The organism is Paenibacillus sp. FSL H7-0943, from assembly GCF_037963265.1.
Taxonomy (GTDB): Bacteria; Bacillota; Bacilli; order Paenibacillales; family Paenibacillaceae; genus Paenibacillus_AQ; species Paenibacillus_AQ odorifer.
In genome coordinates this window covers 1,878,119-1,892,931 of sequence record NZ_CP150148.1, presented here as the reverse complement: position 1 = coordinate 1,892,931, position 14,813 = coordinate 1,878,119, and the positions used below count along the sequence as shown (strand labels likewise).

General features: G+C 45.7%; 11 protein-coding genes. 1 reads left to right on the top strand and 10 read right to left on the bottom strand.

The features are described from left to right. Positions 1-282: 282 nt before the first annotated feature. The 6 genes from ptsP to NSQ55_RS08140 all read right to left on the bottom strand — a co-directional run bounded on the left by ptsP (position 283) and on the right by NSQ55_RS08140 (position 8,122). On the bottom strand, positions 283-1,995 hold the full coding sequence (ptsP, locus tag NSQ55_RS08165) for a phosphoenolpyruvate--protein phosphotransferase (RefSeq protein ID WP_076126376.1): 1,713 nt from the start codon (positions 1,993-1,995) through the stop codon (positions 283-285). Further along, a complete protein-coding gene (locus tag NSQ55_RS08160) occupies positions 1,988-2,263 on the bottom strand; it encodes an HPr family phosphocarrier protein (RefSeq protein WP_076126374.1) in 276 nt (91 codons plus the stop codon). The genes ptsP and NSQ55_RS08160 overlap by 8 nt, the downstream gene beginning before the upstream one ends. A gap of 98 nt (positions 2,264-2,361) precedes the next feature. Then, positions 2,362-4,431, bottom strand: a complete 2,070-nt coding sequence (gene ptsG / locus NSQ55_RS08155) for a glucose-specific PTS transporter subunit IIBC (RefSeq protein WP_036683572.1) — start codon at positions 4,429-4,431, stop codon at positions 2,362-2,364. A 265-nt stretch (positions 4,432-4,696) separates the two neighbouring features. Next, positions 4,697-5,575, bottom strand: coding sequence for a PRD domain-containing protein (locus tag NSQ55_RS08150; protein ID WP_076126370.1), 879 nt, complete (start codon positions 5,573-5,575; stop codon positions 4,697-4,699). A gap of 409 nt (positions 5,576-5,984) precedes the next feature. Next, positions 5,985-7,586: a flotillin family protein gene (locus NSQ55_RS08145; protein ID WP_076192841.1), complete on the bottom strand. Its 1,602-nt coding sequence runs from the start codon at positions 7,584-7,586 to the stop codon at positions 5,985-5,987. Beyond that, positions 7,586-8,122 (bottom strand): hypothetical protein, encoded by a 537-nt coding sequence (locus NSQ55_RS08140; protein ID WP_042186148.1) that lies wholly within the window; start codon positions 8,120-8,122, stop codon positions 7,586-7,588. Before NSQ55_RS08140 ends, NSQ55_RS08145 begins: the two co-directional genes overlap by 1 nt. A gap of 1,066 nt (positions 8,123-9,188) precedes the next feature. Here NSQ55_RS08140 and NSQ55_RS08135 point away from each other — a divergent pair. After that, a complete protein-coding gene (locus NSQ55_RS08135; RefSeq protein WP_339172520.1) occupies positions 9,189-9,380 on the top strand; it encodes a hypothetical protein in 192 nt (63 codons plus the stop codon). A gap of 131 nt (positions 9,381-9,511) precedes the next feature. Here NSQ55_RS08135 and NSQ55_RS08130 read toward each other — a convergent pair whose 3' ends face one another. The 4 genes from NSQ55_RS08130 to NSQ55_RS08115 form a co-directional block, all read right to left on the bottom strand. Continuing rightward, a complete protein-coding gene (locus NSQ55_RS08130) occupies positions 9,512-10,675 on the bottom strand; it encodes an iron-containing alcohol dehydrogenase (RefSeq protein WP_076192845.1) in 1,164 nt (387 codons plus the stop codon). Positions 10,676-10,837: 162 nt separating this feature from the next. Further along, a complete protein-coding gene (locus tag NSQ55_RS08125) occupies positions 10,838-12,418 on the bottom strand; it encodes a UDP-glucose--hexose-1-phosphate uridylyltransferase (protein WP_339172516.1) in 1,581 nt (526 codons plus the stop codon). Between the two features lie 54 nt (positions 12,419-12,472). Then, complete coding sequence (galE, locus tag NSQ55_RS08120; protein WP_076126362.1) at positions 12,473-13,459, bottom strand: UDP-glucose 4-epimerase GalE; 987 nt, start codon at positions 13,457-13,459, stop codon at positions 12,473-12,475. Positions 13,460-13,463: 4 nt separating this feature from the next. Beyond that, the gene (locus NSQ55_RS08115) at positions 13,464-14,639 is read right to left on the bottom strand and encodes a galactokinase (protein WP_076126360.1); all 1,176 of its coding nucleotides are present in this window, start codon (positions 14,637-14,639) and stop codon (positions 13,464-13,466) included. Between the last annotated feature and the right edge of the window lie 174 nt (positions 14,640-14,813).

Below are 14,813 nucleotides of genomic sequence, written 5' to 3'. Positions count from 1 at the left end.
CAAGTCGGCAAATGGAGTATAAACTTTCTATGGATCCTTACTATTATATGTACGACATATTTATAGGTTTGGGTTCCTTATCGACTTTATGCTCATTACTAATACTATCGGTATAGACATCTGCGCAATAAAGAAAATAAACAGTGAACAGTAAATGAGGTCGAATTATAGAAAATTATAGGTTAAAAAACATAAAAAAGCCGACCTCCAGCCATCGGAAGTCGGCAATAGTAGTTGGAAAAACAGTAGAACGCTAAAACGGATTAATGCATGCGTAAAAAGTTACTTAGCGATACTTTGAACAAGCGCAGCGACTTCTTCAGCCGTGCCAAGCTGCAACGCTTTTGCAGCCAAATCCTTCATGTCGGCAGCCGACAATTTAGATATTTGACTACGCGCTGGCAAAATGGAAGTTGCACTCATGCTAAATTCGTCGAGACCAAGACCCAGTAGCAGCGGAATAGCTGTTGCGTCACCAGCCATTTCACCACACATCCCCGTCCATTTACCTTCTGCATGGGCTGCATCAATTACATTTTTGACCAAACGCAGGATGGCTGGATTGTAAGGCTGATACAGGTAAGATACCTGTTCATTCATACGGTCCGCAGCCATTGTATATTGAATAAGATCATTCGTACCGATACTGAAGAAATCAACTTCCTTAGCAAACTGGTCAGCCAGTACAGCAGTTGATGGAATCTCAACCATTATGCCAAGCTGAATGTTGTCTGATACTTCCTTACCTTCTTCCCGAAGCTTAGCTTTCTCTTCGAGCAAAAGATCACGTGCAGCACGGAATTCACCAAGCGTAGCTATCATAGGGAACATAATGCGAAGATCCCCGTGAACACTTGCTCTTAGTAATGCGCGTAATTGAGTACGGAAAATATCCTGACGATCCAGGCAAAGACGGATCGCACGGAAACCAAGGAAAGGATTCATTTCCTTCGGAAGGTCAAGATAAGGCAGCTCTTTATCGCCACCGATATCCAGGGTACGTACGACTACCGGCTTACCCTTCATGTTCTCAAGTACAGTACGGTAGGCGTTATATTGAATTTCCTCAGAAGGCAGCTTATCGCGACCCATGTAAAGGAACTCAGTGCGGTACAGACCTACACCTTCGCCACCATTCTCAATGACACCATTCACATCATTTGGTGTACCAATATTGGCAGCTAGTTCAACATGTTTACCGTCTGCTGATACTGTAGGTTCGTCGCGAAGTTTCTTCCATTCTGCGATTTGCAAGTCGTAAGCTTCCTGCTTGCGAGTGTACTCTGCCACTTCAGCTTCGCTAGGATTGATCAGAACGTCTCCGTTCAGACCATCGACAATCACCAAATCGCCAGAATTCACTTCTGACAGAACCGTTTTAGTTCCAACAACCGCTGGAATTTCCAAAGAACGGGCCATAATTGCAGAGTGAGAAGTCCGTCCACCGATGTTCGTTGTGAAGCCTTTAACGAACTTACGATTAAGCTGTGCTGTATCCGATGGTGTTAGATCTTGAGCAATCACGATTACTTCTTCACTGATTTCTGCAGGACTTACATAATGAATGCCCAGCAGGTGGTTCAGCAAGCGCTTGGTAACATCACGCATATCAGCTGCACGTTCCTGCAGATAGGCACTCTTCATATTTTCAAACATCTCAATGAATTGCGTAGCCACTTCGTTTAGCGCATAGTCCGCGTTAACCGATTCCTCACGGATTTTATCAATTACAGGATTGATCAGCTCTGGGTCATCAAGAATAAGCAGATGTGATTCGAAAATCTCAGCCTTTTTCTCCCCCAACTCTGCCAAAGTACGCTCTTTAATCGTTTGCAGCTCCACTCTTGATTTGGCGAGTGCATCATTTAACTTAGCGACTTCTGCTTCAGTATCACTGATACTTGTCTTCGTAATCGTATAATCCGGATGTTTCAGGATAAAAGCACGGGCTACTGCAATCCCTGCTGAAGCCGCGATTCCTGAAATCTTATTCATGGATTTCCCCTAGCCCTTCTTTAATCATTACTTCTTGAAGAGCGTTCAAAGCTTCTGCTTCTTCGCTTCCTTCAGTAATCAAAGACAAAGTATCTCCAGCTTCAAGACCCAATGACAATACGCCAAGAATGGATTTCAAAGTTACTTTTTTACCTTTAGCTTCTGCATATGCTTCTGTACCTTTGAATTTTGTTGCTGTATTTACCAAGGCAGTTGCTGGACGTGCGTGAATTCCATCTTCATCGACAATTCTGAATGTTTTTTGCATAATATTATCCAACTCGCTTTCTGTTATTAAAGTATTTTAAATTTATAGTGAAAGCTTCGCTTCCTTGTATGAACAAGGAAGCATCGGCCCTTGCACTTTTACTGAATCGTAATGATGTCTTGGTCTCCTATAGAAACCTTACCCGGCTTCTTCAATGTTACAGAAGAGCCTTCTGGTAAATTCGAGAAAATAACAGGTGAGATTACAGAAGGTGCATGTGCTTTTACATACTCTAAATCCACTTCCATAATCGGTTGCCCAGCCGCTACAAGATCGCCTTCTTCAACTAATACCGTGAAGCCTTGACCTTTAAGCTTAACCGTATTAACCCCAATATGAACGAGCACTTCCTTGCCTCCGTCAGACATAATACCGATGGCATGTTTGCTCGGGAACACGTTAAATACCTTACCGTAAACCGGTGAAGCAATCTTCCCATCTTCGGATAGGAACGCGAAGCCGTCGCCCGTCATTTTTTGGGAGAATACTGGATCTGGTACCTCTGTGATATCCAACAATTCACCGTTTACTGGAGATACGATATCTTCCTTGATAATCGCTTCACCAGCTTCACCTGCCTGTTGTTCTTCTTCTGGCTCTGGAGTAACCACTACTGGAGCTGCTGAAGCCGCAGGTGTCTTTCCGTTAATCACATCTTGAATCTGCGATTTAATCGTATCTGAACGTGTTCCAAAAATCGCTTGAACGTTATTACCCACTTCCAGCACACCTGATGCACCAAGTTTCTTAAGACGGTTCTTGTCTACGCCTGCCTTATCTTTAACTTCAACACGAAGGCGGGTAATACAAGCATCTAGATGAGTGATGTTTTCTTTACCACCTAGAGCGGACAAAATGTTCCGCGGTAGATCATCACCGGCTCTGGAGACAGACTCCGTATTCACTTCTTCTTCTTCATTCGTATCTTCTTCACGACCCGGTGTCATAAGATTGAATTTCCGAATTACAAACCGGAAGCCGAAGTAATAAATTAAGGCAAGGGCTAGACCTACCGGAATGACCAGCCACCAAGCTGTACGGTTCGGGATAATACCGAAGAGCACAAAATCGATAAAACCACCCGAGAATGTCATGCCGATTTTAACATCAAGAATATGCATAGTCATAAAGGACAGACCTGCAAACACAGCATGTACAGCGAACAGCAATGGAGCCACGAATAGGAACGAGAATTCGAGCGGCTCAGTAATCCCTGTCAAGAACGATGTCAATGCCGCGGAAATCATCAAACTTCCGACGATCTTTTTATTCTGAGGTTTAGCTTCATGATAGATAGCCAAAGCCGCTGCTGGAAGACCAAACATCATGAATGGATATTTACCCGTAGTAAATGTCCCTGCTGTGAAGTCTACTCCATCGCGAAGCTGCTGCATGAAGATCCGTTGGTCACCACGTACCAATTCTCCAGCTTTATCAACGTAGGTACCAAATTCATACCAGAATGGAGAGTAGAAAATGTGATGCAGTCCAAAAGGAATGAGCGAACGTTCGATCGTTCCGAAGATAAACGCTGCAAGCGTTTTGTTCGTATCAATCATACTTTGTGACACATAGTTCAGACCATGTTGAATAGGTGGCCATACTATTGTCAGTAACAAGCCCAAGATTAGAGCTGTTACCGCCGTCATGATCGGTACGAAACGTTTACCTGCGAAGAAACCCAGGTAAGAAGGAAGCTCAATTTTGAAGAATCGCTTGTACATGGCCGAAGCCAATATACCGACGAGTATACCTCCAAACACCCCTGTTTGCAGTGTTGGAATCCCTAATACGCTGGCATACGAGAAGTCGCCTTGGCTCAGGACGTAATCATTAACGCCAATAACTGTACCCATCGTAATGTTCATTACGAGGAAACCGATAATGGCAGCTAGACCCGCAACACCTTCACCGCCGGCTAAACCTATCGCAACCCCCACCGCGAAGAGTAAGGCTAGATTATCAAATACAATTTGTCCTGAGTTCATCAATACGTTGGCAACAGCCTGAACAACATGGTTCTCCAGTGCTGGAACATATTGCAGGAAGTCTGGGTTTACCAGCATGTTTCCTATTCCAAGAAGCAAACCTGCCGCAGGCAGAATAGCTACTGGAAGCATCAGAGCTTTACCAACTCTTTGTAAAACACCAAACAACTTTTTAAACATTTAGGTTACTCCTTTCATTAATTTCACTAAAACAGATGCCAAAAAAGGCATGAGCAACACAGTATAGGAGTTGTAATCTAACGCTATCGTTAGATTGCCCCAAGAAGGGGGTTAACAACCAAAATACTGTAATTCACTCATGCCTGATCGAATCAGTTACACGCTCGATATTCTGTTTTGTTGATGACAGTGAACATTGTAGCATCGTTTTTTTTAAGTGGCAAGCGTTTTTTTTGAAACCATGATTTGTTACAACTTTTGCACTTTAAGGAGCTTCACCATTCTTGTCCATATCTTGTTCGTCCACTTTTTTCTGAGCAATACGCTGCAGGTGAATCGTCAAATAACTTACCTCAGCTTGATACACGGGAATTCGCACACGCTGTTCGATAATTTTTGTTAATTTCCAAGCCAACGAATACATCTCAGGATACTCCCGTTTCATGAGTCCATCCAGGGTTGAGGTCTCTTGTACCGCCTCTCCACGGCGTAATCTTTCTAGAACGAATCGCAGATGGGTTACCAGTCTTGAGTAATCAAGTGAATCACGTGGGATTCGATAGTCCAGGTAATTCTCGACTAACCCAACCAGCTCTCCAATCAAGAGAGAATGTTGTCTAACCTCGGAAATTTGCCTATTACTAAGTGCGCTGACAATATGAAGAGCCACAAAACCTATCTCATCCACCGGCAATTCCACGCCCATAGCCTCATTAATCCTTCCAATCGCATATTCTGCCATCTTATATTCCTCAGGATAAATCTCCTTAGTTTCATACAAAAATGGATTATGAATTGGGATATCTTGTTCGAAACGACGGATAGCAAAAGAAATATGGTCGGTAAGTGCAATGTGAATATGCTCATTAAGCGGCTGACGGCTACAATGCATAATATGTAATACTATTTCTTGAACGACCTCAATCAACTTCTCATCCACTTGGGGAAGAAGCTGTTTATATTGTTCCTGTTCCTCCTGGCTGCGAAGAATAAACATCTTCTCCACGGAGGATAGATTAATCTGATCCCGCAGCTTGCGGTTAAACCCTATCCCTTTACCGATAACTACAACCTCGGAATATTGAGGATGCTGGGCAATGATAACGTTGTTATTCAACACCTTCGCCACTGTTATGCTACTCATTTTTGACACCTCTTTTATTTCTAAACACCTAACTTCCAGCAGCATACGCAATAAGAAATCGTACGATGAATACAAGCTTTGCTACCATCATAACACCAAGAATTGCATATTAGAAGAACACTCTGTGTCCTTACTAAGCTAGTAGATCGAGTGAACAGCCTTAAAGGCTTTTATTTTACCTGAAAAAATCTTTAAACACCAGTGAAAGCGTCGATGTCTATATATACAATAATTCCCACGGGATGCCGATAAGCTATAAGCTTCATCAAAAATCACCTGTAAACGCATGAGCTTTTTATCATGTTGTCTAATTTAGATCAAAACAGATCAAAACATAAAGATTAAGGTATGACCAGCAGCTTTGCCAGTCATACCTTAAGTAAATTAAATCAATATAAATTGCATTAAACTATTTTTCCTTTTGTTCAGGCACAGAAGTTAAAGTCTCGCTGGCTGTACTAGATGTTACTGATGGCTGAATATAAGTTGCAGGTGTAGCTGGTGCAACAGGTGCGACTTGTGCGACTGGTGTAACTGATGCTCCTTTGCTTCCGGAAGCTTTAGAGGTCAACCCCTTGATCAGTGCCTCTACATCAATCCCTGAGACGCTCTTCAACATCTCTGGAGCGGTGGACATTAGCTGAGTCACATAATTGCTGACCCGGGCTGCACCTTCCCCGTTACCGGTATCTACAACGGTAAGTTTATCAATAGATGCCAGCGGCTTCGCAATTTGGCCAGCCAAATCAGGCAGCATTTTGACGATGATATCAAGCACCGCTGCTTCGCCGAATTTCTGGAAAGCTTCCGCCAGTTTCTCTTTGGCTTCTGCTTCCGCTAGACCGCGCAACCGGATAACCTCAGCATCCGCTGTACCTTTAGCCAGCTCTGCATCCGCCATCGCTTGACCTTCAAGACGCTTCTGCTCAGATGTCGCTTTAGCTTGCGTTTCAATACTATATTGCAAGGCATCTGCCTCACGCATTCTCTTCGCCTTATCGGCTTCCGCCGCTTGCTCTACTGCATAACGATCCGCTTCTGCTTTTTTCTTCACTTCAGCATCATACTGCTTCTCGCGAACTTGAATTTCTTTGGCTTGCAAATCGATTTCACGTTCCTTACGTACCAGCTCAACCTTCATCTGTTCTTCAACAACGGTCTGCTTTGCACGTGCCTCTTGAATATGATAAGCCTGATCGGCTTCCGCTTTCGCTGTATCCTGATCCCGTTTAAACGCAGCCACCTTAAGCTGGTTTTCCTTGGAGGCTTCGGCAATATTCGTATCCCGCAGCAGCTCAGCTTTTTGCCCTTGCTCTTCTGCGTTTGCCTTTTGAATTCTCGCATCCCGCACTGCTTCTGCTTCAGCGATCTCTGCATCCCGCTTCACAGCAGCTATCCGCGGTTTACCCAGTGCCTCTAGATATCCATGTTTGTCTCGCACATCCTTGATGGTAAAGGAAACAATTTGCAGACCCATTTTCTTAAGATCACGTGCCGCCACGCCTTGAACCTCTTGCGCAAAGCGGTCACGGTTACGATATACTTCCTCAACGGTCATCGAACCGAGAATGGCCCGCAGATGACCTTCAAGAACTTCTTGTGCTTCGCTCTTCAGTGCTTCAATCGGTTTGCCCATAAATTGCTCAGCAGCTGTCGCCACATCTTCCGTTGAGCTACCCACTTTGATGATCGCTACGCCGTCGGCAATAACCGGAACCCCTTGTTCGGTGTATACTTCCGGGGTCGTCACATCGAGTTTATGAGAAAGAAGCGACATAAATTCAGCCTTCTGAAAGACTGGGAGTATAAAGGCCCCGCCCCCGCGTACAATCTTTATTTTACGACCAGAACCATCGTCTGAAATATGATTTTTCCCTAAGAACGACCCCGTTACGATCATCCCTTCATCGGGTCCAACCGTTTTGTAACGTGCCCAGAATGCGATACCTAGCACAAACAAAACAGCAACGACAACTGCAGGGACTAACAAATACTCAGGAATACCGAACATTAAAGATCCACTCCTCTTCTCTTTTCGAATTCTGACACCAATGCAACGCCTTCTCTAACCTCCACTACAACAACTTTAATCCCTGCCGGAAGCAGCTCATGATCAAAGCTTGCTGCCGTATGCAGGCTATTGCCGGCGCCAAACTTTACCATAATCTCACCATAACCAGTGGCGGGAACAGGAATTGTGATTTCCCCGATCTTGCCAGGCAGATCACTCATTGAGAAACCATTGGACATTTCGCTTTTTTCCATGGGCTTAACCACCCCTAGATACATAAGTACTCCCAAAAAAGCGGCGGCTAACAAAGACAAAGCAATGATCGCCCCAGCTTCCAGAGCGCTGTACCGGGTTAGAAGAATGCCCGCTCCGCCGAACACGGTTATTCCTCCTGCCAGTACGGTGGGATTCAGAAAATCTACGGATACGAAATCAAAGACCCCATGCAAGGCATCTCCGATCACATCGCCCACCAGGACGCTGACTATGGCAAATATGACGCCTAGCGCCAAGCAGCCTAAATACAGCGTTTGCATTTTTATTTCCTCCTGTCTTCAATCAGGACTGTCATATTACATTAAACGTACAAAGTAGGTCCTTGGTTTCACAATCTTTGGATATTCACCCAAATAAGTTCCATTCAGAGGATAAGCATGCTCACATTGGCACTATTTTATTACATGTACTGGGGCTTTCCTAAAGGACGTCCAATAGTTGGTGGAGCGCGGATTTTTGTTGGTAACACTCTCGTGCGTATGAAGAGGCTATGTTGCTTTCGCGCCTCGGCACCTCGTCCTATCGGACTCAGCAGTCCCTATTCGCCGATTTTTCCGACATTTGGTATGCTATCGGACCGCATAGTCCCTATTGGCATAAAAACCAGCAAATATAAGACCCCTTCGAAGCAATAGTGCCTCTGGTGTCCGACATCTTGCTCAAAAGGATGAAAATTCGCATATAGCGTCAGCTGGGTCCGTAGGGTAGGCGTGTATTGGTAGAGGAATCAGTCGTGAGGAGATCTTACAAACCCTAGTTGGTTAGGTAACACTCTCGCGCGTATGAAGAGGCTATGCTGCTTACGCGCCTTCGGCCCATCGGACTCAGCAGACCCTATTTGACGATTTATCCGACATTTGGTATGCTATCGGACCGCATAGTCTTTATTGGCATAAAAACCAGCAAATATAAGACGATTTCGAAGCAATAGTGTCTCTGGTGTCCGAAAACTTGCTCAAAAGGCTGAAAATTCACAGATAACGTCAGCTGGGTCCGTCGGGTAGGCGTGTATTGGTAGAGGAATCGGTTGTGAGGGGGGATTACAAACACTAGTTGGTTAGGTAACACTCTCACGCGTATGAAGAGGCTATGCTGCTTACGCCTCGGCCTATCGGACTCAGCAGACCCTATTCGCCGATTTATCCGACATTTGGTATGCTATCAGACCGCATAGTCTCTATTGGCATGAAAACCAGCAAATATAAGACCATTTCGAAGTAATAGTGTCTCTGGTGTCCGAAAGCTTGCTCAAAAGGCTGAAAATTCGCATATAACGTCAGCTGGGTCCGTAAGACTCTCGAGGACGGTCGACGGATTAGATTACGGGTGCGAACAGTGATAGATGAGGTTCGCCAGCGGCAGCGGAGGTTCGCCAGCGGCAGCGGAGGTTCGCCAGCGGCAGCGGAGGTTCGCCAGCGGCAGCGGAGGTTCGCCAGCGGCAGCGGAGGTTCGCCAGCGGCAGCGGAGGTTCGGTCAGCGGCAGCGAAACCTTGGGATGAGGGCGACAGAAAAGTATAGCAAGAGGAGCAAGTCACACTAGACCATAAATACAAAGAAGCGATTCCTCCATAACGGAGGATTCGCTTCTTTGACATTCTATTGTGGCTTCTAGAATAAAGAGAAATGGTCTCTTTTCGTAGAAGAATTACTTACAAAGCCATTTTATAAATCTCAACTACATCTTCACGCTCAAGCTTGCGGAAATTACCAAATGCTCCGAAACGAACAGCCTTGTCAGCCATACTGCCGATCTCGCTGTCATCAATATCATAATCACCGAGCGTCTTCGGCGCACCGATGGAATCCCAGAAATTACGCAGAGCCTCGATACCCTCCAGCCCGATTTCTTCATCAGTCTTGCCAGCAGGATCAACTCCGAACACATTTACTGCAAGCTGACGGAAACGCGCAGGGTTTGTGCTGAGGTTATATTTCATCCATTGCGGGAACAGAATCGCCAAACCTCCGCCATGCGGAATATCGTATACAGCCGACACTGCATGCTCGATATTATGAGTCGCCCAATCCCCGGCAAAACCCATGCTGACCATTCCGTTAAGCGCCATCGTACCGCAGTACATAATGGTCTCACGCAGCTCGTAGTTGTTCAGATCTTCGATAAGCTTCGGCGCGGTTTCAATTACAGTGCGCAGCAACGTTTCACAGAACCCGTCTTGTACCGGTGTATTGCCGTCTGTATGGAAATAGTGCTCCAGTACATGTGACATGATGTCCACCATGCCATAAACGGTCTGATCACGTGGCAGAGAAAAAGTGTTCTCTGGATCAAGAATCGAGAATGCCGGGTAGGCATGCACGCTGCCCCAGCCCATTTTTTCCTTAGTAACCTCGTTTGTGATTACGGAGCCGTTATTCATTTCAGATCCCGTAGCAGCCATTGTCAGCACTGTGCCCAGTGGAAGCGCGTCTTGGGCCGCTGCTTTACGCTCTACAAAGTCCCACATATCACCATCATATTTGGCTCCAACAGCAACAGCTTTTGCGCAGTCCAATACGCTTCCGCCCCCTACTGCGAGAACAAGGTCAATATTATGCTCCCGGCACAGCTCTACGCCTTTATGTACTGTGGAAAGACGTGGATTGGGTTCTACTCCAGAGAGTTCAGTCACTGTAGCGCCTATTGAACTCAGCTCAGCAACTACTTTATCGTACAAACCGCTGCGCTTGATACTGCCGCCACCGTACATCAAAAGCACATTTTTACCGTACTTAGGCACCTCCGTCTTCAAGGCTTCAAGGGTACCCTGTCCAAAAATCAGCTTGGTAGGATTATAAAATTCAAATTTACGCATATGTGTAAACCTCCAGTAGTTAATTCATAATGTCTTACTCCTTCGTATTATAAACCTCTGATTACCTGCATTCAAATTAGGTGGCTGCGTTTCGTCATTCCGAATAAAAAAAGATGCCCCAAGCCCATAGGCTAGAGGACATCCTTAAATCCAAATTCACTTCTACAAAGCGCCGAAGCTTGTTACGAAACGGCGGAAAGCCGCTTGACCTTCTGGAGTCCGTTTGTAAACGCCAGCGTGTTCAAGAATATGCGTAAACTTGATGCCAACTTCGTTCTGCACAATCTTGAGCGCTTCCTCGTGTTGCAGTGCAGTTCCGAATCGCTCCACCAGCTCCTGAATCCAAGCCGCATGCTGCGCAAGAGAATGACTAGGGTCATTCTTCACCGCTTCTAACAGCGCTTGATCTCCTGCAAGAATACCTGCGATGGAATCGAGTTCTTCCTTCAAACGGCCTGGCAGAATCGCCAGTCCCATAACTTCAATCAAGCCGATGTTTTCTTTCTTGATATGATGCATTTCCCGGTGTGGATGAAAAATCCCTTCAGGATATTGCTCATTAGTCCGGTTATTCCGCAGCACAAGATCCATCTCGAAGCTGCCGTCCTCGGCCCGGCGTACGATAGGAGTAACGGTATTATGAGGTTGTACATCACCGTCAACCTCACTAAAGGCTAGCACTTCCGCCTCTGGATCGCTGTAGGCTTTCCAAGCTTCATAAAGCGCATTTCCGCATTCCAATAGAACCGCAGGATCTTCTCCATTTAAGCGCAATACGGACATCGGCCATTTTACGATATTAATGCTGACACCCGGATAAGATGCATGGGTAAATATATCTTCCTTAGGCGCTTTTTGAATCGGGAATGTATGGCGTCCGCCCTGAAAATGGTCATGCGTCAGAATAGAGCCGCCAACAATCGGTAAGTCTGCATTTGAGCCAATAAAATAATGCGGGAATGATTCCACGAAGCTAAGCAGCCGCTTCAAGGTATCCTTGGTAAGCTTCATTGGCACATGATCATGATGGAATACAATGCAGTGCTCATTGTAGTAAACATATGGCGAGTATTGGAAGAACCATTTTTCATTATTCAGGTTAAGCGGAATGATACGCAGGTTCTGGCGCGGCGGATGATTGATCCGTCCGGCATAACCTACATTCTCACGGCACAGCAGACATTTCGGATAGACTGGCGGCGGGAGCAGCCGAGCCATTGCGATTTCCTTCGAATTTTTCTCAGGCTTGGACAAATTGATCGTCATTTCAATGTCTCCGTACGGCGAATCCTGCAGCCAGTAGACATTCTTCGAGATCCGATCCATCCGAATATAGTTCGAATCAATGCTCAATTTATAAAAACGGTCTGTAGCCGCGGAGATGCCTTTTTCAGCGGTCAGACTATAGAACTCAGCATTTACATCCGAAGGACGGGCCATGAGACGTCCCATAATCTTGGCATCCAGCAAGTCACGGTAAGTGTCACTATTCTCTGGGATCAATCCGATTTCAAAACCATAATCAATCAGTGCATCGAGTGGAGCCTGCGGCCCTTCCAATGGACTTTGATCGATGTCACCTACATGCGGCTCACTGAAACCGAACTGTTCGAGCAGCACATTACGGCTATAATCTTCATCGGATGGAGCTATAAGCTGCTGGCGCAGTGCGAACAGAACAAGCTGCTCAATCGCATGTAATGCTTTCTGGCCAGCAGGTGTAATCTTATTCTCGTTGTGCATTTTAATTCTCCTTAAGTAGGGTCTCAAGTTCAAGATAAGCTAACCTAAAGTCCCTTATTCTCCGTATCCTTGCGGATTGGCAGAGTGCCAGTTCCATGCACTTTGAATGATATCTTCCAAATCTGCATGCTGCGGGTTCCATCCAAGGACGCTACGCGCTTTGTCGGAGGAAGCTACCAGCACAGCCGGATCGCCGGCACGGCGTTCTTGAATGACTACAGGAATTTCAAGTCCAGTAACCTTCTTCGCCGTTTCAATCACCTGTTTTACCGAGAATCCAAGTCCATTGCCCAGGTTGAAAATATTGCTGCTGCTTCCGCTGCGCAGGTAAGTTACCGCACGAACATGGGCGTCAGCCAGATCGCTGACATGGATGTAGTCGCGCACACAAGTACCGTCTTCTGTAGGATAGTCATCTCCGAAAACTGCGATACTGTCACGTTGCTTCAAGGCCGTTTGCAATACCAGCGGCACCAAATGACTTTCTGGACGATGGTCTTCACCGATTTTGCCACTGGCATGTGCGCCAGCTGCATTGAAGTAACGCAATGCTACGTATTTGATGCCCAGTACTTTATCAAACCAAGCCATCATCCGTTCCATGGTCAGCTTAGTTTCTCCATACACATTGGCTGGTTCAGTGCGGTCTGTTTCTTCAATCGGCACCTTTTCCGGTTCGCCGTAGGTTGCGGCTGTGGACGAGAATACGATCTTGTTCACGCCCGCTTTTTGCATAGCTTCTAGAAGACACTGTGTACCATATACGTTGTTGTCGTAATATTTTACAGGGTCCTTCATGCTTTCTCCGACCAAAGAGCTTGCAGCAAAATGGATAACCGCTTCAATCTCATTTTCAGCGAACAGCTTACCCAGCAGTTCTTTATCACGCAGATCACCTTCGTACAGCTTGCCACCCAGCAACGCCTCACGATGCCCTGTTAGCAGATTGTCGAGGACCACCACTTCTTCGCCACGATCCAGCAGCTCCGCTACAGTATGAGACCCAATATACCCTGCTCCACCTGTTACTAAAATCGCCATCTGATTACACTCCCTTCAATTCTTGGACACCATTACCGATGCCGCAAACGTAGAACTCGCCAACCAAACCAGATCTTGTGGTATAGGCTTCACCAACTTCACGAATAAAACGTTCTATATCATCTTCATGTACCAAAGATACTGTACAACCTCCGAAACCCGCGCCAGTCATACGGGAACCGAGTGTACCTGGGATGCGACCAGCTTCTTCAACCATAATATCAAGCTCTGCACAGCTAACTTCATACAAATCGCGCAAGGACGCATGCGAATCATTCATGAACTGTCCAAACTGCTTCAGATCATTGTTTTTTAATACCTCAACGGAATCTAGCACGCGTTGATTCTCTTCTACAACATGGCGAGCGCGGCGTCTTACAATTTCGTCTGTGATTTTATCTTGATGTGCTTCGAACTGTTCACGATTAAGCTGTGCCAGATAAGCTAGTGAAGGCACTTCTTTTTGCAAAATAGCCAATGCCTCATCACACTGCTGACGGCGTTCATTGTATTTGGAATCTACAAGCCCTCTGCGTTTGTTCGTGTTGCCGATAACCAATTTGTATGAACCTGTGATGAACGGTACCAAATTGTACTCAAGTGTGTCGCACATCAGCAGGATCGCATGATCGCGTTTGCCGTTAGCAACTGCGAACTGATCCATAATTCCGGAGTTTACACCTACGTACTGGTTCTCAGCACGCTGGGACAAAAGTGCAATCTCAACAGTGTCTGTATCGCCACCTTCGAGAGTCAGGAACGCATAAGCAGTAACGACTTCAAGAGAGGCCGAGGAGGACAAGCCTGCTCCATTCGGAATATCGCCATGGAACAGCAGATCGTACCCTTTGGATACTGGTGTGCTTTTCTTATCCAGCTCAACCATTACCCCAATCGGATAGTCAATCCATTCACCCGTTTTGGCCTTGCCAATTTCGCTATAATCAATAGAAGCTTCGTAAGGAAAATTAGTTGATGCAAAATTCACTTTGCTGTCACTACGTGGACGCACAATCAGCGTTGTACCGAATTCCAAAGCTGCGGGAAGTACATACCCGCCGTTATAATCCAAGTGCTCTCCGATGAGATTGACACGACCTGGTGCATAAAACACCTTAGCCTCTTCCCCGCTCACCCCATATTTTTCAATAAATTTGTTATTAAGTTCCTGTATGCTCATTAATGCCACTCCATCCTTTCGCTGCTTCAGCCAGTGGGAATTAGTAAAGCGTTCTTTATGTACTCATTATAATAGATTCATTCATCCTCTGATAATGCAATCATGTGTGTAATGTATGGATAAATGTGACTTCCCATAATATAATAATTACATATATTACTGTTACTCTCTAAA

Bases quoted from the DNA above. Each gene is read 5' to 3' on its own strand.
- ptsP (WP_076126376.1), bottom strand. From the start codon at position 1,995: ATGAATAAGATTTCAGGAATCGCGGCTTCAGCAGGGATTGCAGTAGCC.
- NSQ55_RS08160 (WP_076126374.1), bottom strand. From the start codon at position 2,263: ATGCAAAAAACATTCAGAATTGTCGATGAAGATGGAATTCACGCACGT.
- ptsG (WP_036683572.1), bottom strand. From the start codon at position 4,431: ATGTTTAAAAAGTTGTTTGGTGTTTTACAAAGAGTTGGTAAAGCTCTG.
- NSQ55_RS08150 (WP_076126370.1), bottom strand. From the start codon at position 5,575: ATGAGTAGCATAACAGTGGCGAAGGTGTTGAATAACAACGTTATCATT.
- NSQ55_RS08145 (WP_076192841.1), bottom strand. From the start codon at position 7,586: ATGTTCGGTATTCCTGAGTATTTGTTAGTCCCTGCAGTTGTCGTTGCT.
- NSQ55_RS08140 (WP_042186148.1), bottom strand. From the start codon at position 8,122: ATGCAAACGCTGTATTTAGGCTGCTTGGCGCTAGGCGTCATATTTGCC.
- NSQ55_RS08130 (WP_076192845.1), bottom strand. From the start codon at position 10,675: ATGCGTAAATTTGAATTTTATAATCCTACCAAGCTGATTTTTGGACAG.
- NSQ55_RS08125 (WP_339172516.1), bottom strand. From the start codon at position 12,418: ATGCACAACGAGAATAAGATTACACCTGCTGGCCAGAAAGCATTACAT.
- galE (WP_076126362.1), bottom strand. From the start codon at position 13,459: ATGGCGATTTTAGTAACAGGTGGAGCAGGGTATATTGGGTCTCATACT.
- NSQ55_RS08115 (WP_076126360.1), bottom strand. From the start codon at position 14,639: ATGAGCATACAGGAACTTAATAACAAATTTATTGAAAAATATGGGGTG.